Annotated in this window: 18 protein-coding genes; 3 read left to right on the forward strand and 15 right to left on the reverse strand. The window is 46.9% G+C overall.

Annotated elements, in window-relative coordinates; all coding sequences use genetic code 11:
* Positions 1 to 38: 38 nt before the first annotated feature.
* Positions 39 to 1,235 (reverse strand): D-alanyl-D-alanine carboxypeptidase family protein, encoded by a 1,197-nt coding sequence (locus MHH60_RS03725; RefSeq protein WP_370511489.1) that lies wholly within the window; start codon positions 1,233 to 1,235, stop codon positions 39 to 41.
* Positions 1,236 to 1,548: 313 nt separating this feature from the next.
* Here MHH60_RS03725 and MHH60_RS03730 point away from each other — a divergent pair, with 313 nt between their 5' ends.
* Positions 1,549 to 2,556, forward strand: coding sequence for a serine hydrolase domain-containing protein (locus tag MHH60_RS03730; protein WP_076134748.1), 1,008 nt, complete (start codon positions 1,549 to 1,551; stop codon positions 2,554 to 2,556).
* A 117-nt stretch (positions 2,557 to 2,673) separates the two neighbouring features.
* Here the strand turns inward: MHH60_RS03730 and MHH60_RS03735 are convergent, their stop codons facing one another.
* The 9 genes from MHH60_RS03735 to MHH60_RS03775 all read right to left on the reverse strand — a co-directional run bounded on the left by MHH60_RS03735 (position 2,674) and on the right by MHH60_RS03775 (position 10,955).
* A complete protein-coding gene (locus MHH60_RS03735; RefSeq protein WP_036676056.1) occupies positions 2,674 to 4,005 on the reverse strand; it encodes a pyrimidine-nucleoside phosphorylase in 1,332 nt (443 codons plus the stop codon).
* A 161-nt stretch (positions 4,006 to 4,166) separates the two neighbouring features.
* A complete protein-coding gene (locus tag MHH60_RS03740) occupies positions 4,167 to 4,985 on the reverse strand; it encodes a purine-nucleoside phosphorylase (RefSeq protein ID WP_076134749.1) in 819 nt (272 codons plus the stop codon).
* A gap of 49 nt (positions 4,986 to 5,034) precedes the next feature.
* On the reverse strand, positions 5,035 to 6,213 hold the full coding sequence (gene deoB / locus MHH60_RS03745) for a phosphopentomutase (protein ID WP_076134750.1): 1,179 nt from the start codon (positions 6,211 to 6,213) through the stop codon (positions 5,035 to 5,037).
* Positions 6,214 to 6,455: 242 nt separating this feature from the next.
* On the reverse strand, positions 6,456 to 7,349 hold the full coding sequence (gene xerD / locus MHH60_RS03750; RefSeq protein WP_076134751.1) for a site-specific tyrosine recombinase XerD: 894 nt from the start codon (positions 7,347 to 7,349) through the stop codon (positions 6,456 to 6,458).
* A gap of 159 nt (positions 7,350 to 7,508) precedes the next feature.
* Entirely contained in the window at positions 7,509 to 7,742 is a 234-nt protein-coding gene (locus tag MHH60_RS03755; RefSeq protein ID WP_036676052.1) for a DUF4227 family protein, read from the reverse strand.
* Between the two features lie 162 nt (positions 7,743 to 7,904).
* A complete protein-coding gene (gene fur / locus MHH60_RS03760; protein WP_036676051.1) occupies positions 7,905 to 8,369 on the reverse strand; it encodes a ferric iron uptake transcriptional regulator in 465 nt (154 codons plus the stop codon).
* A 90-nt stretch (positions 8,370 to 8,459) separates the two neighbouring features.
* Positions 8,460 to 9,110, reverse strand: coding sequence for a stage II sporulation protein M (gene spoIIM, locus MHH60_RS03765; RefSeq protein ID WP_036676050.1), 651 nt, complete (start codon positions 9,108 to 9,110; stop codon positions 8,460 to 8,462).
* 82 nt (positions 9,111 to 9,192) lie between these two features.
* The gene (locus tag MHH60_RS03770) at positions 9,193 to 10,392 is read right to left on the reverse strand and encodes an endonuclease Q family protein (protein WP_076134752.1); all 1,200 of its coding nucleotides are present in this window, start codon (positions 10,390 to 10,392) and stop codon (positions 9,193 to 9,195) included.
* Entirely contained in the window at positions 10,383 to 10,955 is a 573-nt protein-coding gene (locus MHH60_RS03775; protein ID WP_036676048.1) for an NUDIX hydrolase, read from the reverse strand. Before MHH60_RS03775 ends, MHH60_RS03770 begins: the two co-directional genes overlap by 10 nt.
* A 77-nt stretch (positions 10,956 to 11,032) precedes the next feature.
* On the opposite strand from MHH60_RS03775, the gene MHH60_RS03780 reads away from it, so the two are divergent.
* Entirely contained in the window at positions 11,033 to 11,206 is a 174-nt protein-coding gene (locus tag MHH60_RS03780; RefSeq protein WP_162636775.1) for a hypothetical protein, read from the forward strand.
* An 860-nt stretch (positions 11,207 to 12,066) separates the two neighbouring features.
* On the opposite strand, the gene MHH60_RS03785 is transcribed toward MHH60_RS03780, so the two are convergent.
* Entirely contained in the window at positions 12,067 to 13,194 is a 1,128-nt protein-coding gene (locus MHH60_RS03785) for a tripeptidase T (protein WP_076134473.1), read from the reverse strand.
* A 94-nt stretch (positions 13,195 to 13,288) separates the two neighbouring features.
* On the opposite strand from MHH60_RS03785, the gene prli42 reads away from it, so the two are divergent.
* Positions 13,289 to 13,390: a stressosome-associated protein Prli42 gene (gene prli42, locus MHH60_RS03790; protein ID WP_094872112.1), complete on the forward strand. Its 102-nt coding sequence runs from the start codon at positions 13,289 to 13,291 to the stop codon at positions 13,388 to 13,390.
* A gap of 70 nt (positions 13,391 to 13,460) precedes the next feature.
* On the opposite strand, the gene lipB is transcribed toward prli42, so the two are convergent.
* The 4 genes from lipB to MHH60_RS03810 all read right to left on the reverse strand — a co-directional run bounded on the left by lipB (position 13,461) and on the right by MHH60_RS03810 (position 17,773).
* A complete protein-coding gene (gene lipB / locus MHH60_RS03795) occupies positions 13,461 to 14,180 on the reverse strand; it encodes a lipoyl(octanoyl) transferase LipB (RefSeq protein WP_076134474.1) in 720 nt (239 codons plus the stop codon).
* 55 nt (positions 14,181 to 14,235) lie between these two features.
* Positions 14,236 to 15,606 carry a dihydrolipoamide acetyltransferase family protein gene (locus MHH60_RS03800; RefSeq protein ID WP_076134475.1) on the reverse strand — a complete coding sequence of 457 codons (1,371 nt, stop codon included), beginning with the start codon at positions 15,604 to 15,606 and terminating at the stop codon, positions 14,236 to 14,238.
* A gap of 145 nt (positions 15,607 to 15,751) precedes the next feature.
* Entirely contained in the window at positions 15,752 to 16,738 is a 987-nt protein-coding gene (locus MHH60_RS03805; protein ID WP_036676034.1) for an alpha-ketoacid dehydrogenase subunit beta, read from the reverse strand.
* A gap of 3 nt (positions 16,739 to 16,741) precedes the next feature.
* On the reverse strand, positions 16,742 to 17,773 hold the full coding sequence (locus MHH60_RS03810) for a thiamine pyrophosphate-dependent dehydrogenase E1 component subunit alpha (protein WP_036676031.1): 1,032 nt from the start codon (positions 17,771 to 17,773) through the stop codon (positions 16,742 to 16,744).
* Between the last annotated feature and the right edge of the window lie 2 nt (positions 17,774 to 17,775).

Consider the following 17,775-nt stretch of genomic DNA (forward strand, 5'->3'; position numbering starts at 1 on the left):
TACAAAGCACATGGGCGCAATCTACAAAAAAGCTCTTTTTAATCCATGCCGAACATCGAGCCTGTTGTACGTTTAAAAAGCTTCCACCAGCCTGCTTTTGCCACAGCTTCCCCTGCTTTAAGTTCATACTCTTTAATCACTTGGGTTCCTTGGTAGACAACCAGCTTGCCTATGGACTGGCCTTCAGCCACTGGTGCCTTCACGCTTTCTGGAAGTACTAGTTCGTGACGAATGCCTTCTTGCGTCACACCTTTTTTCAAAAGAACACTATACGTCTCTTTCGCCGTAATCGGCAGCTCGGACTTCACACCCTTCTCAATCTTAAGGGTACCGATAGCGTCCCCTTCTTTGTGAATAGTGTGGATCTTATATTGCGAAAAGAGATAGTCAAACATGCCCGACACTTCACTGTTACGTGTCTTCGTGTTCGGCTCACCCAGCACAACAGCAACAGCACGCAGACCGTCTCTTGCAGCCGTAGCGGATAAGCAGAATTTTGCTTCAGCGGTATACCCTGTTTTCAGTCCATCAGCGCCTGTATAGAAACGTACAAGCTTGTTCGTGTTTACCAACCAGAATGGTTTGGTGGAATCCTTACGCAGATAATCCTGATAGGAACCGGTATATTTGATAATTCTATCATGCTTTAAAAGCTCCCGGCTAATTACTGCAATATCGTAGGCTGAAGAATAGTGATTAGCAGCTGGAAGACCGTTGCAATTGGCAAAGTGGGTATCTTTCAGACCCAGCTCTTCCGCTCTTTTATTCATCAGATCGACAAAAGCGCTCTCCGAACCCGCTATTTTCTCTGCCATCGCCACAGATGCATCATTACCGGAGGCCATAGCGATGCCTTTGAGCATCTCATCCACCGACATTTCTTCACCAGGCTCCAGAAAAATTTGCGATCCGCCCATCGATGCAGCATATTCACTCGTGCGCACCTTATCCGTCAGTTGCAGCCTTCCTTCATCCAGTGCTTCCACCGTAAGCAGCATCGTCATAATCTTCGTAATACTTGCGGGAGGCAGCTTATCATGGCTGTTCTTTTCATAAATAATAGTGCCGGTGCCTGCATCCATCAAAATCGCAGAACGCGCACCAGGCGCAAGATCTACAGCGGCAGCATTACTGCCAGAATCCTTGCTTTTTTCCTCAGCGTAAGCACCTGACACCGGTCCTAGAACCGACACAACGATACAGAGCACAAGCACAGCAAAACGCATTTTTCTCACAATGGTTCCCCTCCTGAACGTTAACCTTCATATCACAGGTACTGTGTTCCAGTTTCGTCAGAAAGGGTGGAAATTATTCCATTTCTAAGTAAATAACTATAATAATTTATCCCAAGAAGTAATGTTGTTGTCAATTAAAAAAAGCCCAGCAGCAGTTGCAGAGCATTTTTATTATAGGGGAGATCAAAAATTATTTCAAATTTTAAGTATTTCCAATTTTTTCGTATTCATTTGATCCACTTTAAAGGAAAATGGAAGATTTTAACGAATGGTATTTAAGAACTTAACTGCTTATAGAGGAGTGAATATACAGATGAACCACCTTGCAGATTATATTGAAGCAGAAGCTAAACAAAACAATTTCTCTGGTGTAGTGCGGGTACAACAACCTGATAAAGAAGTCATCAGCAGTTGTTACGGTTATGCCAATAAGTCGGATAAGCGCGAAAACAATATTCATACCCGGTTCGGCATTGCTTCCGGGTGTAAAATATTCACCGCGATCGCTGTCTGCCAGCTGGTCGATCAGGGATTGATTTCTTTTGAAAGTAGACTAATAGATTATCTTAAAAAAGTAGATTTTCCTCTCTTTAGTCCCGACATCACCATTCATCAGCTGCTAACGCATAGCTCTGGTATTCCGGATTATTTTGATGAAACAATTATGAATGATTTCGAGGACCTGTGGAAGGCACAGCCTATGTACACCTTGCGACAGCTTGAGGATTTTGTGCCGATGTTCCGAACCCTTCCCATGATGTGGGCCCCTGGCGAACGTTTCCACTACAACAATGCCGGCTATATCGTGCTAGGCCTTCTGGTGGAGGAACTGAGTGGAATGACTTTTTCCGATTATGTAGAGCATCACATCTTTAAGCCTTGCGGAATGGAGCAATCCGGTTACTTTACGTTAGATGCCTTACCTGCCAACTGTGCACTAGGATACATAGAGGAAGAGAACGGAAACTGGAGAACCAACATCTACTCAATCCCGGTAAAAGGAGGCGCTGACGGTGGAGCTTTCGTCACTGCCCCCGACATGCAGCTATTCTGGAGCGGGTTAATGAACCATACATTATTGAGTCCAGTACTCACTTCATTATTGCTTACTCCCCATGTACATGTGGATGGCGAAGGCTATTATGGTTATGGTGTATGGATTACTCTCCGCGAAGAAAAAGTGTTCAAATTTCACATTATGGGCTATGATCCCGGTGTTTCCTTCCGGTCGGCTATCTATCCAGCTAGTGGCGAGACTGTAGTCGTATTATGTAATACAAGCAGCGCGGCTTCGCAAATTTTCAATAAGATCAATAATTAGTTATAAATATTGCACCATTTAAGCAAAACGCAAAGCAGCGACCTTCCCGATATAGGAGGATCGCTGCTTTGTTGTCTGTTTACGGCCATAGCCATGACAATGTTTATGTTGCCTTGACTAGTACCGTGTTACCCCATCTTTAGTAACAAGTGCAAATACCAAAGGTTGGGCAGGAACAGGTTCAGAAGTGATACGGTAGGCTTCTAACACCTTACCTTCAGCTTCCTCTACTTTCTTCTCACTGGCATCATTGATATGCAAGACTGCAAGCGTCTCGCCGATCTCTACAGCATCTCCAACCTTTTTGGAAAGTTGAATCCCCACGGCCAGATCGATTACGGATTCCTTAGTTTCACGTCCAGCTCCAAGCAGCATAGCCGCAACGCCAATTTCCTCGGCCTGAATCCCTTCTATGAATCCTTTGGTTTTTGCTTTCACTTCAATGAATCGCTTAGCAGTAGGGAGCTTCTCCGGAGAATCAATTTGCGATACATCTCCACCTTGTGCCTTCACGATTTGTTTGAACTTCTCTAGCGCACTGCCATCTTCAATATGCGTCATAAGAATCGAACGTGCCTCCGCTTCATCCTTGGCTTTGCCGCCAAGAACAAGCATCTGGCTGCCCAGAATAAGACAGACCTCCTGCAGATCCTTCGGACCGTGACCCTTCAAGGTCTCGATTCCTTCCTTAATTTCCAACGCATTTCCGATCCCGTAACCAAGCGGTTGGTCCATATCACTGATAATCGCAACGGTATTCCGACCCAGATGCGTTCCAATGTCAACCATCGCCTGAGCGAGTGCTATAGAATCATCCAGCGTCTTCATAAAAGCACCGCTGCCTGTTTTGACATCCAGCACGATCGCATCCGCACCTGCTGCAATCTTCTTGCTCATCACAGAGCTTGCAATAAGGGGGATGGATTCAACTGTTGCTGTTACATCCCGAAGGGCATACAGCTTTTTGTCTGCGGGTGTAATGTTGCCCGACTGGCCGATCACGGCAGCCCCGATCTCCCCTACTTGGTCAAAGAAACGCTCTCGAGCCATCTCGATAGAGAAACCACTGATGGACTCCAGCTTATCGAGCGTGCCTCCAGTGTGCCCAAGTCCGCGGCCGGACATCTTCGCTACCGGTACTCCAGCAGAAGCTACCAAGGGTGCCAGTACTACAGTTGTTTTATCACCCACTCCGCCTGTGGAGTGTTTATCGACCTTAATACCTGCGATTGGGCTAAGATCTACTTGATCGCCGGACATCGCCATTTCCATCGTTAAATCGCCGGTCTCCCGCGCGTTCATGCCTTGAAAATAAACAGCCATTGCCCATGCAGAGAGCTGATAATCAGGCACTTCACCTTTACTGTAGCCTTGAATTAAAAAAGAAATTTCCTCACGACTCAGCTCTCCACCATCTCTTTTTTTCTGAATAATATCGACAGCTCTCATATTACACCTGCACTTCACGGACAATTGCGCGAGCAAGTCCGATAAATTTTGGTCTAGTCAAATTAGTTACCTTCATTATCTGTTCAAACGTCAATGGCTCAAGCTCATTCACTTGTGTCATAGATTGGACCTCCCAAAAATTCAAAATGCAGTACCCGAAATTACATTTTCGGAATAAAGCCCAACACCAGCTTCAGGAAACGCTCACGCACACGATCTGCAGTTTCCATAACCTCTTCATGGTTGAGAGGTTGATCCAGGATTCCCGCAGCCATGTTAGTAATACAGGAGATACCTAATACCTCGATACCTGCATGCCGGGCAACAATGGTTTCCGACACAGTAGACATGCCCACAGCGTCAGCCCCTAGATGACGAAGCATTACGATTTCAGCAGGTGTTTCATAGCAAGGTCCCAGCAGACCTGCATATACGCCTTCTTTGAATTCGAAATTCTGCTGCGCTGCCGTTTCCTTCGCTACCTTTATCAAGCGGCGACTATAAGCGGTTGACATATCCGGGAAGCGCACGCCCAGTGCAGGATCATTAGGTCCTATTAACGGGTTCCGTCCCGTCATGTTCAGATGATCCGTAAGGAGCATAAGATCGCCCGGCGTGAAATCTGTGTTCACTCCACCAGCAGCATTAGTTACAAGTAGGCTGGCTATACCAAGTTCTTTCATAACCCGTACAGGGAATGCCGTAACCTCCGGTCCATAACCTTCATACATATGAAAGCGGCCCTTCATCATCACGACACGGCGTCCTTCAATCATACCGATCAGCAGTTCTCCCTCATGCCCCTCTACAGTGGACACAGGGAAGTGAGGAATTTCATCATATGGAATGCTGATTCCATCGGTGATCAGGTCTGCCAGCACACCGAGTCCTGAACCAAGGATCAATCCAATTTCCGGAGCCACCGGACATTGGTCTTTTATATAAATAGCTGCTTCTTGAATTTCTTTTTGAGTTAACATGCTATGGATGATCCTCCTTAATGAATGTTGTGGCGCAACCCACATCCTTTTATTGCAGTTTCGCTAAAAAGCTTGTCCCATACTGCGGCGCCTTCGCACCGAAGTTATCAGCAATGGTTGCGGCAACATCCGAGAAGGTCTCACGAATACCTAAGCTATCTGGATGCTTAAGGCGTGGGCTGTAAATAAGCAGCGGCACATATTCACGAGTATGATCTGTTCCACTATGGATTGGATCATTCCCATGATCTGCAGAAATAATCAACAGGTCATCTTCACCAAGCGTGGATAGAATTTCAGGCAGCGCCTGATCGAATACTTCCAGTGCATGGCCGTATCCTTCCGGATCGCGACGGTGGCCATATAAAGAGTCAAAATCCACCAGATTCGTGAACAGCAAGCCATTGAACGGTTGGCGAAGCTGCTGTATGGTAACTTCGATACCATGTTCATTGCTCTTCGTAGGATAAGAAGCTGTAACCCCTTCACCTGTGAAAATATCGTTGATCTTTCCTACCGCGATAACATCTTTTCCGATATCAGCCAGCGAATTCATTACCGTTGGTTCCGGTGGTTTCACGGCATAATCATGGCGATTTGAGGTCCGTACGAACTTTCCTGGTTCGCCAACATAAGGACGAGCAATAACGCGCCCTACGGAGAATTCAGGAGCCATAGTTAGCTCACGGGCGATTTTACACGCGCTGTATAGCTCTTCCAGTGGAATGATATCTTCATGTGCCGCAAGCTGGAATACACTGTCCGCAGAGGTGTACACAATCCAAGCTCCGGTCTTCATCTGCTCTTCGCCATATTCAACTAGAATTTCCGTACCGGAAGCCGGTTTATTACCGATCACTTTCCGGCCAGTTGCTGCTTCGAATTTTTCAATCAATTCTGCCGGAAATCCGTCCGGATACGTATTAAATGGAACCTCTATTTTCAGCCCCATCAGCTCCCAGTGCCCGGTCATCGTATCCTTACCTACAGATACTTCCTGCATCTTGCCATAATATCCAGTTGGTGAAGCTACAGGTTCAAGCGGCGGCAGCGGAGCAATATTAGCTAATCCTAACTGCTGAAGGTTAGGCAGTTTTAATCCGGGAACACGGTTCAAAATATGGCCAAGCGTATGTGACCCTGCATCACCAAAATTCGCAGCATCTGGAGCTTCTCCGATACCTACACTATCCAAAACAATAAAACCAATTCGTTTAAATGAGGACATATTGTCTTCACTCCTTTTTTAATATAGATCGTTCGTTCATTCGTTTGCACCAACAAGAAGAAACGGCTGTACCTTCTCCCGGAAGTCAGACGCTTCCGTAGCTAGCGATACAATGTATCGCCTGTCAGGTATCCGTTTCTGCCAAAGGATAACCTGTGGAAAATTACCCATTCCCCAGTCTATCCTATAAGTATGATTCCATCATAACTATCTTACTCACAAAAAGCATCTTTGAAGCATGATCAGCGAGCTCTGGGATGATGGCTCTCATATACTTCCTTCATATTCTTACGGGCGATACCGTTATAAATCTGAGTCGTTGAAATATCAGCATGACCCAGCATTTGTTGTACGGAACGCAAATCCGCTCCACCTTCCAGTAAATGGGCGGCGAAGGAATGCCTTAGCGTATGCGGTGTAATATCCTGCTCAATGTTTGCTTCCCGTGCGTATTTTTTTATGATTTTCCAGAACCCCTGGCGGGTTAATCGCCCACCCAGGCTATTCAGGAACATGGCCGGCTCCTCCTGATGATCACGAAGCAGCTTGTCCCGCATAATAGAAGTGTAAGCTGCTACACTCTCCGCAGCAATGGTTCCAATGGGTACCACTCGTTCCTTGCCTGAAGTCCCTGTACAGCGCGCAAACTTCATGTCCGTATGCACATCGTCTACGTTAAGAGAAATTAATTCAGAAACCTTTATTCCCGTTGCGTAGAGCAATTCCAGCATAGCCTTATCGCGCATCCCTTGTGCTGTACTCACATCTGGAGCAGCCAACAGCCGCTCAACCTCCGAAACCGCAAGCACCATAGGTGGCTTCTTATCGGGCTTCATGGTTTCCATGTCCAGTGTTGGATCCTGCTCAATTAAACGTTCCTTCAGCAAATAATGAAAAAAGGCCCGCAGGGACACCGCGTTTCTGTTGAGCGTTGCAGTGGCTCTTCCCGCTCCGCGTAAGGAGCTAAGATATAACATCACATGAGATCTTCGGAATTCTTCAGGCTGTTCAACCCCCCGCTCTTCAGCAAACTCTAGAAACTGCGATACATCCCTACCGTAAGATTCCAGTGTATTCGGGGACAAGCCTTTATCTCCGGACAAATAATGTAAAAAAGGCTGCAAGTGTGACTTCATTATTTCACGCTCCTGTCCTGGCGCAGCTACTCTTAGTGTCTTCCTGCAGCACATTCAGCATGAGGCTTCAGCAGATGTGTACACAACTCTTACTCTGCATAAATCCACCCTAGCTTTCTTCGACATTCTTCTCGCTTGTTCCTGCTTCCAGTGGAGCTTTCATTCTCCGAACCAATAATAGAAACGCAAGCGCTGCCGTGCATCCAGACCATCATCACCAACCTCGGCGTGATCAAATGCCCGAACAGCGGTGCCTTCAGGAATTCCATAGTTCTCTATCGGACTGAGCCATTCCCCTAGCCAGCTCATAGCATAGTAGAGTAAATAGCTTAGAGCCACAAACATGATCATAAAATACAGCTTACGCACTGTTTTGGGCACAGAAACAATCATAAGGACGCCTCCTATTACATATAAATGAATTCTGCTCGTCCTTCATTTTATGCTCCAAAAAAGGCTGATATGTATGGCTCTAATAGACTAATCATTTAAAAAGCCCCCTCCGGTATAAAACCGGGGAGGACTTGTGAAGTTAATTCTTAATATAAGATAACTTTAGGATGGATTTCCGTCTGTATTGTTCTTATCAGTACAGCGGTAGCAAATCCCATGGAAATCAAGTCTATGATCAAGCACTGTGAAATTAAACTCTTTCTCCAGTCGCTCTTCCAGCGGACCGAGCCAATCCTCGCGAATCTCATCCATACTGCCGCATTGCACACAAATTAAGTGATGATGATGATGCTTCGCAGTATCTGTTCGCAAATCATACCGGGCTACACCGTCGCCGAAATTGATCTTTTCTACGACATGTAGCTCACTGAGAAGTTCGAGGGTACGATACACAGTCGCAAGACCGATCTCGGGAGCTTTCTCCTTCACGAGCATAAATACGTCTTCCGCGCTAAGATGATCTTCCTCATTCTCCAGCAGCACTCTTAAGGTCGCTTCCCGTTGGGGTGTAAGCTTGTATCCTTGGGATTGTAACTGTTGCTTAATCTTGTCTATCCGTGCTTCCACCTGTCTCCCTCCCCCTTGGATAATAACCGCACCGGTCTTCAAACCACTTCTTCCATTATAGGGGGTGTCGCTTTCAGAAGTCAAACGCTTTTACTGCACAGTCAAGGTCGTCACCGCTTGTACAAGTGAAGGCGTGACCCAACGCATCATGGTTGGTGTAACCCAGGTCTCAAAACATGAAATACCCAGGATCAAAAGCGCCATCACAAATGACAATATAGTGTACATGGTAAAAGGACGAGTCACTGGCGTCCGTCGTTGTCCCATCACCCGGCTGCGGATCATCTGCAAGGAAAAAGCTATCGCAGCTGCACTGCTAACCAGCAGCACAGGGATCAGCACCAGATTATGTGGAGCCACAGAGACTAATGCGAACAACATCCCATGCCAAGAATATTGACTGACCAGACAGCCAACCGTAAAACCGATCAGTACCCCTTTTAAAAAATCAAGAATCAAAATTCCCGGCAGCCCAATGACCGACAACCCAAGAATCCAGATCAGTCCGATCCATTTCAGATTCAAGGCTGCTATACTCCAGTACGAATCAGGTGCGGCTGGCAGACCTTGCTGATCAACCGTAACAAAGAAATTCCCCAGATAATCCCCCAGCTCCTGCTGCTGATCCATCGTAAGCGCACTAACGATAAGAGCTCCAAATACAACACCTACCAGAAATAATACGCCGACAAAAATATACAGAGGCGTCTGTTCCTTCATCATCAGCCGTAAATTACGCATTTGGGACGTTCCCCTTTCCGGTTACATGTTACACCATATGAGAAAACGTCCCGCGATATGACTTGTCCTTCAGGTAATGACTCTACTTTCTGGGCTGAACCACTTTACCGTACGTCCCTCCACCGCCTGCTGATAGCTCCAAAATTCCAGAGCGGGCCTGGACGATCATCGACGCCAGATCCGCACCTACAACGCTGGCAATTTCCGCTTCACCACAACCATGTAAAATGTTCATCTCAGTTCCAAACGCTTGCAGTAACGCGTTCATCTTCGCCTTCCCTAACCCCGGGATAAATTCAAGCGGAACCTGATAATGATAGGGTGGACGGTCAGCAGGCACTAACGGCGTCTTGCGGTCCGCAATATCTAGGATCCGGTCGAAGACACCTCTAACCAGCTTAAGACTGCCGCAATATTGGCAACGATCCGAGTTGACATAAGCCTCATCAATAATACTGCCGCAGCCCCCGCAATAGCTCCGGTGGTATTTGCCAAGCCGCGGATTAAGTCCGAAATTAGCACTTACCTTCCGCCCATTTTTACGTTCCAGTGCAAGCCGCAGTTCAGCAAACGAAGGCTGTGCCAGCTCCATCACGTTATACTCACGCCCTAACTTACCCAGTGAATGCGCATCTGAGTTGGTTAGAAACGTGAAATCATCCAGTTCAGAGAGATATCCAGCCATTTCGGAATCTGCACTCAGCCCAAGTTCAACCGCAGCTATGCGTTCCAGATCAAAGATGTCCGCCATACGCTCGGCAGCACAGCCATACAAGCCCTTGTGAGGCGTGAAAATATGTGCAGGGATAAGAATGCCTCCCCGCCCGTAAATCTCATCCTGAAGCTCCCTAGCCGGAGCATACAGGCGCTGGGAACTTAGATTCACGTTCCGCATATAGCGGCTCATCCACGCACTAAAGTCGGTCATGCGTTCCACGTCCGGCATGTAGGCGAGCACATGGCACTCTTTTCGCCCAGGCTCGCGGATTTCAATTTCTGTTCCCAGAATGATTGTAGTCCCTCGGTAAGCAATGCCTCCACCTTCAGCTAATGTCATCTCTCCAGATTCCAAAGAGCGCTGAATATCCCGCAGGACGCCAGGTGAATGACTATCTATAATACCGATCATTTCTAGTCCCTTGCGCTCTGCAGCTTCTTTGGCAATGCCCGCAAAGGTAAGCTCGCGGCTGCCGCTAATTTTGACAGCCTGACCTTCCGACGTTCGCCCAATATGAACATGCAAATCGCAATAGAAACTCTTCAGTTCATTTGTTAATTCCATTGGCCTGTCAGCGTGTATAAATGCCAAGCGTACACTGCCATCATCGTTTTTGCATCCGCGATGCGCCCGTCAGCCATATATTGATACGCTTCCTCCAAGGTAAGCTCCGAAACCTCTAGAAATTCATCCTCGTCCAGTGACATGTCCCCTGGTTGAGCGTTAGTAGTCACATACAAATGAATAATCTCATCGGCGAAGCCGGGAGAAGTATAGAAGGATTTAAGCAATTTCAGATCTCCACTGTGAAATCCAGTCTCTTCCTGAAGTTCACGACCAGCCGCAACTAATGGATCTTCACCTTTATCCAGCTTCCCAGCAGGAATTTCCACCTCAGTGCGTTGCATGGGCTGACGGTATTGCTCTACAACAAGCATTTTGTTGTTGTTTAAAGCAAGCACCGCTACAGCACCGGGATGCTTCACAACTTCACGTGTCGCAGTATTTCCATCAGGCAGTCTCACTGTATCCACCTGCAAAGATATAATCTTCCCATCAAAAACAGGCTGTGTAGACAATGTCACTTCATCAAGCTCGGGTTTGCTGTGCAAATGTTGTTCTCCCATAAAGTTTCTGGTCTCCTTTTTCTCTATTGTGCATACGGTGTATTATAGCAAACTTAAAGGGAAAGAAGGAATTTCAGATGAACGAAATCTTCAGCCGTACAAGCTCATCCGCAGTTATGATGGTAGGTAAGCCGGAGGAAATAAAGGCCATCTTGGCTGGATGGATCCAGCAGTATGGGCGCGATATGCCCTTGGCATACATTCTTTCCCTGCATGATCAATCCGCAATCCTTCCGTCCAAGGCAGGATGAACTCATCCTATCCTTTGGGACTTAGCCATACATGTTCACACAACTATAGGGGTGTCTCAAAAGCCATGAAATGGCTGCTGGGGCACCCCAGTCTTTTTGCGTCGCCCCCAATTATGGGGTATTGTGCTTACGATGCTGATAATGGGCACAGGTTGTTTGATTAAGCGACTATGCGCTTACGATGCTCATATCAGACATAACTTGTTGATCGCTCACGATGCTGATATCTAGCACAAGTTGTTTGATTAGGTCGCTATTGCGCCTACCTTTGTACGCTGTTGGACTCAGCTGCCCTTAAACACACCTTTTCCCCACTTTTGCTAGGCTATCGGTCCCCATTGCAGCTATCAGCACAAAAAACACACTATATGCTCCTCTTCCTAAGGAATAGCTGCGCTGGTGTCCGAAACTCTGCTCAAATGGTGATAAATTTGCTTTTAGCGTCATCTGAGTCCTTTAGCCCCAAGAGAGGGGTGGACTTGACGCTATCGGACACAGCTGCCCTTAAACACACCTTTTCCCCACTTTTGCTAGGCTATCGGTCCCCATTGCAGCTATCAGCACAAAAAACACACTATATACTCCTCTTCATAAGGAATAGCTGCGCTCGTGTCCGAAACTTTGCCCAAAATGGCGATAATTTTGCTTTTAGCGTCATCTGGGTCCTTTAGCCTCAAGAGAGGGGTACATCCGGGGATTCCGAAAATCCCTACTTGGAGACTCGCCAAAAGCGGCATTAGAGGCCGCATGGATTTTTTGGAATGCTCTAAATATTGCTACACTAAACTCACCATAAAAAAACAGCAGAGCAGCGATCCTCCGTTACGAAAGAATCACTGCTCTGCTGTTTTATAAGGCTGTTAGCCCTTTACGCTCTCTTTTACAATATTCACAACGAGTTCAGCCACTTTTACGATATCTTCGGCTTTAATCCGTTCCTTGGTAGTATGGATATGTTCATAACCCACTGCAAGGTTAACAGTCGGAACATCTAGACCGTTGAATACATTAGCATCACTACCTCCGCCAGAGTGGAACAGGCGTGGAGTAAGCCCCATAGAAGTAATGGCCCGCTGTGCAAGCTGCACTACCGGATCATGCTCATTAAAGCTAAAAGCAGGGTAGATAATTTCACTGCGGAATTCGCATTCTGCGCCGTATTCCCGAACAGTTGTCTCGAGTGCTTCGCGCATCGAAGCGATTTGAACGCCAACCTTCTCCTGCACAATACTACGTGCTTCTGCATCCAGCTGGACGTGATCGCACACTACATTCGTTGGGCCGCCGCCAGCGAACTTCCCAATATTCGCTGTGGTTTCGTTATCAATACGACCCAGCTTCATGGCTGCAATCGCTTTGCTAGCAACTTGAATTGCGCTGATGCCGTCCTCTGGGTTCACGCCAGCATGAGCTGATTTCCCAAAGATTTGCATCGTGATTTTTGCCTGTGTCGGTGCTGCGACCGCAATCGCTCCAACTTCACCATTGGAATCTAGTGCAAAGCCGAAGTCTGCATCCAAGTTACTTGGATCCATCGAACGTGCGCCCAGCAATCCAGATTCTTCACCCGCTGTAATCACGAATTGAATCTGACCATGCGGAAGCTTTTGCTCTTGGATCACGCGAATGGCTTCGAACAATGCAGCAAGTCCTGCTTTATCATCAGCTCCAAGAATCGTAGTACCATCACTTGTAATCCATCCATCTGAACCAAGTGTAGGCTTGATATTTTGTCCTGGAACAACCGTATCCATATGGCAAGTGAACAGAAGCTTTGGAGCAGCTCCTCCATTCTCAGCTGGCCAGGTAATGAATAGATTACCTGCTCCATGTCCGGTTCTTTCCTGTGAATCGTCTTCGAGCACTTCTAAACCCAGTTCGTTAAACTTACTCTTAAGGACATCGGCAATCTGCCGTTCATTTCTTGTTTCGCTATCAACTTGGACAAGTTCCATAAACTCCTGAATCAATCGGTCTTGTGAAATCACTGGACTTCCCTCTCTTTCGTGAATACGGTACAATGGTTGTACGACATTACCATCTTCATGTTAATAACTTAAACTAAATCTAAAGGAGTTACCCATGCAACGTAATAAATGGTTCAAGATCTTCATCTACGTCATGTTGTTTGCCATGATTGCCTCTACGCTCTTTATGGTTATCGAGCCTTTCCTTGCAGGTTAAACATTGCTCAGGAAGCATTAATAATAGCGGCTAGGAACTCCTTGCCGCTATTTGGCCTGCACGTCTGTTCCTAATCAGCCTTTGCCATATCACAGAAAGTGTCCATCAGCTCTTCATATGGAAAATGTTTCAAGAAATATGGGACCAGCTCTTCAGCCACCTCATGAAGCTCAAATCGACGACCTGCACATTCCTCTAGAGAAGTTATTCCAAAATCGGTGATCCCGCATGGAATAATCCCTTGAAACCCGCGCGCCGCAATCCCCTCAGAAATGTTAAAAGCAAAACCATGACTGGTAATAAAACCTCTTCGGAATTTACTCTTATTAAACTTCACACCAATAGCACAGATCTTCTCATCGCCAACCCATACTCCGGTGTACTCCGGTTTACGATCTCCGACAATTCCGTAGGATGCCAAATAATCAATAATAACAGCCTCCAGACTGCGCAAGTACCCATGCAAATCCACTTTGCCATCTTCTCCGAGCTTAAGAATCGGATAACCTACAAGCTGACCGGGTCCGTGATATGTAATATCTCCTCCGCGATCGATTTCAAACAGCGCGATTCCTTTTTCTTCGAGCTGCTCATGATCCAAGAGAAGATGTTCAGGATGATTTTGTGAACCGATAGTATAGGTAGGCGGATGCTGTAAAAGAATAAGTCTCTCCGGCTGCTCGCCAGAATCAATGGCATGCACACTTTCTTTTTGCAGCTCCCAGGCCGTCCCATACTCCATAATAGGGTCATATGAAATCTGCAGCTTACGAATATCTGAATTATTCATACCGTCAGGTCCCCTTTTTCAGTCTCATGCCTGCACAGTTTGGCTCGTTATTATTTTAGTAAAGTTTCGTATCCGGGGTATATCCTTCAATATTATCCTTGACGCGTTGCAAGAAACGACCGCAAATGACTCCGTCCAGAATCCGATGATCGAGCGACAGACAAATATTAGCCATTGATCGCACACCTATCATATCGTTAATAACCACAGGTCTTTTTACAATCGATTCAAATGTTAAAATCGCTGCCTGTGGATAGTTAATGATTGGATAAGAAAGAATGGAGCCAAACGAGCCTGTATTATTTACAGTGAAAGTCCCTCCCTGCAAATCTTCCAGGCTCAGTTTGCCTTCGCGTGTTTTTTGAGCCAATTCATCAATCTCACGAGCCAACCCAGCGACATTTTTCTGATCAGCCTTCTTAATCACAGGAGTGATAACCGAATCTTCTGTACCTACCGCTAACGAGATATTGATATCACGTTTGACAATAATTTTGTCTACAGCCCAGACAGAGTTCATAATCGGGTAATCCTTAATCGCACTCACAACAGCCTTCATCATGAAAGCCAGATAGGTTAGATTGATACCTTCTTTACGCTTGAACTCATCCTTATGTTTATTGCGCAGTGCGACCAGATTAGTCACGTCTACCTCAATCATTGTCCAAGCATGCGGAATCTCAGAGACACTTTGACGCATTCTTGTAGCAATTGTATTCCGGATTGGCGTTACATCAATCAGGTATTCAGAACTGCTGCCTCTGCCACCCTCAACTTCAATTGTTGGAATACGAGGAGATTCGCTCAAGTGTAGACCCGAATGGCGAAGTGGCTCTTCTGCCTTCTTCTCTTGGGCTTGAACGAACTGTGGAGCAGGCGGTTGTGACGCCATTGGGGCAGGCTGGCTAGCAGAAATCGAAGCTGCAGATCTAGCTCCGCCGCTTTCGAGGAAGGTCAGCACATCCTTACGGGTAATCCGACCACCCATACCAGTACCAGCAACTAAAGTCAGATCGATGTTATGTTCAGCAGCCAAAGTCTGTACCGCAGGAGAATAGCGTGCACGCATCGTATCGCCAGCAGTTGAAGTCGCACTTTGTCCTGCAACATTATTAGAGGAATTAGCTGCAACTGTGTTAGTGTTAGTCACGTTTGCAGCAGCAGATGCAGTCACAGGCACGGCTATACGACAAATGACTTCGCCGACATTGACAACCTGGCCTTCTTCCGCCAATAGTTCACCCATAACTCCATCGATCGTTGAAGGTAATTCAGCATTTACTTTATCTGTAATAAGCTCACATATTGGTTCGTATTGCTCTACCGGATCGCCCGGTTTCTTCAGCCATTTGCCGATCGTCGCCGATACTAGCGATTCCGCCAGCTGCGGCATGATCACGTCAGTCAACTTTTGGTTGTCAGACATCTTTTCACTCCTTAAAAGTTTTACGAAGCATTGACTCTTAGAAAGACTACATAGTAAAACTTGCTTCGTAAGCATATTCTTAAAGTTTTACGAAGCTTCGTAAGCATCACCTGAGTTTTACGAAGCTTCGCATTCACTCAGCTATTTAATATTGCGCCAGTCGAAGCATTTCCGCCTTCACTTTTTCTTTGCTAAGCATGAAGAACTTCTCCATTGGTGGGCTGATTGGCATCGCCGGAACATCGGGACCACAAAGACGGAAGATTGGTGCATCGAGCTCGAACAGACAATGCTCTGCGATAATGGCTGCCACTTCGCCGCCAATTCCGCCTGTTTTATTATCTTCATGCACAATCAATACCTTACCGGTTTGACGGGCAGCAGCAATAATCGCATCACGATCCAGCGGTTGCAAGGTACGCAGATCAAGAATATGTGCTGTAATTCCTTCCTCGCGTTCCAATTCTTCCGCAGCCTGCATAGCAAAATGCAGCGGAAGACTATAGCCAATCACCGTAATATCCGTTCCCTCACGCAGCAGATTAGCTTCGCCAATTGGAACGGTGTAATCCCCTTCTGGCACTTCTTCCTTGATCAGCTTGTAACACTTTTTGTTCTCAAAGAAAAGCACCGGATCAGGATCACGTACGGCTGCCTTCAGCAACCCTTTAGCATCATAAGCGGAGTAAGGCGCTACAATCTTCAATCCAGGTGTACCAAAGAAAATCGATTCCGGACACTGTGAATGATACAATCCACCGAACACCCCGCCGCCAATAGGGGCACGAATGACAACCGGGCAACTCCAATCGTTATTTGAACGATAGCGGATTTTAGCCGCTTCACTGATAATTTGATTCGTCGCCGGAAGCATAAAGTCGGAGTATTGCATTTCAGCAATTGGTTTCATTCCGTACATAGCTGCTCCGATGGCTACACCAGCAATCGCTGATTCAGCGAGGGGTGTATCCATAACCCGCTCTTCGCCAAACTGTTCCTGTAGACCTTTGGTTGTGGTAAATACGCCGCCTTTGAGACCAACGTCCTCACCAAGCACGAACACGGAATCATCGCGCTCCATTTCTTCCTTCATCGCGAGCCTGATGGCATCGATATATTCCATTATAGCCATGGTTTATGCCCCTCCTTTGAGGTCGGAATCACTGTATACATGCAGCAGTGTGTCTTCCGGTTTCGGGAACGGAGCATTATCGGCATACTCGATAGCCGCTTTAAGCTCAAGATTGCATTCAGCAGCAAGATCTTGTTCTTGCTCGTCACTCCACAATCCCAGACCGATCAAATAATTACGGAATCCTGCTACGCCGTCCTTCTTCCAGTTCTCATCAACCTCTTCTTTGGTCCGGTAAGCCAGATCATTATCTGAGGTGGAGTGTGGAGACAAACGGTACATCATCGCTTCAATCAGCGTAGGACCTTCACCCGCGAGGGCTCTTTCCCGCGCTTCCTTAACGACACGATAAACCTCAAGCGGATCGTTTCCGTCTACACGCACACCAGGAAATCCATAACCCAGCGCACGGTCGCTAACCTTGCCGCCTAACTGTTTATGAACAGGAACAGAGATTGCGTACTGATTGTTCTGGCACATGATAATAACCGGCAGCTTATTCACTCCGGCAAAGTTACAAGCTTCATGAAAATCCCCCTGATTGCTGGAACCTTCACCGAAGGTTACAAAGGAGACGAATTTCTTCTTCTGCATTTTGGCCGCCAGAGCAAAGCCAACCGCATGAGGGACCTGCGTGGTTACAGGGCTTGACCCTGTCACAATACGCAGACGTTTGCTGCCAAAGTGACCCGGCATTTGCCGCCCACCACTGTTTGGATCTTCTGCCTTAGCGAATACGGACAACATAAGTTCGCGTGTAGTCATACCCACTGAGAGCACGAAAGCATAATCGCGGTAATAAGGTAAAAAATAATCATTTTGCCGGTCCAGCGCGAACGCCGCCGCCACCTGACCCGCCTCCTGGCCTATGCCGGAGACATGAAAGTTGATCTTGCCAGCGCGCTGAAGCAGCAGACTGCGCTCATCGTATTTACGAGCGAGCGACATATATCTGTACATATCGATGACCTGGCCGTCACTAAGTCCAAGCTGCTTATGTCTGTTAATCGTTTCTACAGTACCTTGGGATTCCATAA

This window comes from Paenibacillus sp. FSL H7-0716 (assembly GCF_038002705.1).
GTDB classification, from domain to species: Bacteria; Bacillota; Bacilli; order Paenibacillales; family Paenibacillaceae; genus Paenibacillus_AQ; species Paenibacillus_AQ odorifer.

Bases quoted from the DNA above. Each gene is read 5' to 3' on its own strand.
- MHH60_RS03730 (WP_076134748.1), top strand. From the start codon at position 1,549: ATGAACCACCTTGCAGATTATATTGAAGCAGAAGCTAAACAAAACAAT.
- MHH60_RS03735 (WP_036676056.1), bottom strand. From the start codon at position 4,005: ATGAGAGCTGTCGATATTATTCAGAAAAAAAGAGATGGTGGAGAGCTG.
- MHH60_RS03740 (WP_076134749.1), bottom strand. From the start codon at position 4,985: ATGTTAACTCAAAAAGAAATTCAAGAAGCAGCTATTTATATAAAAGAC.
- deoB (WP_076134750.1), bottom strand. From the start codon at position 6,213: ATGTCCTCATTTAAACGAATTGGTTTTATTGTTTTGGATAGTGTAGGT.
- xerD (WP_076134751.1), bottom strand. From the start codon at position 7,349: ATGAAGTCACACTTGCAGCCTTTTTTACATTATTTGTCCGGAGATAAA.
- MHH60_RS03755 (WP_036676052.1), bottom strand. From the start codon at position 7,742: ATGATTGTTTCTGTGCCCAAAACAGTGCGTAAGCTGTATTTTATGATC.
- spoIIM (WP_036676050.1), bottom strand. From the start codon at position 9,110: ATGCGTAATTTACGGCTGATGATGAAGGAACAGACGCCTCTGTATATT.
- MHH60_RS03770 (WP_076134752.1), bottom strand. From the start codon at position 10,392: ATGGAATTAACAAATGAACTGAAGAGTTTCTATTGCGATTTGCATGTT.
- MHH60_RS03775 (WP_036676048.1), bottom strand. From the start codon at position 10,955: ATGGGAGAACAACATTTGCACAGCAAACCCGAGCTTGATGAAGTGACA.
- MHH60_RS03780 (WP_162636775.1), top strand. From the start codon at position 11,033: ATGAACGAAATCTTCAGCCGTACAAGCTCATCCGCAGTTATGATGGTA.
- prli42 (WP_094872112.1), top strand. From the start codon at position 13,289: ATGCAACGTAATAAATGGTTCAAGATCTTCATCTACGTCATGTTGTTT.
- lipB (WP_076134474.1), bottom strand. From the start codon at position 14,180: ATGAATAATTCAGATATTCGTAAGCTGCAGATTTCATATGACCCTATT.
- MHH60_RS03800 (WP_076134475.1), bottom strand. From the start codon at position 15,606: ATGTCTGACAACCAAAAGTTGACTGACGTGATCATGCCGCAGCTGGCG.
- MHH60_RS03805 (WP_036676034.1), bottom strand. From the start codon at position 16,738: ATGGCTATAATGGAATATATCGATGCCATCAGGCTCGCGATGAAGGAA.
- MHH60_RS03810 (WP_036676031.1), bottom strand. From the start codon at position 17,773: ATGGAATCCCAAGGTACTGTAGAAACGATTAACAGACATAAGCAGCTT.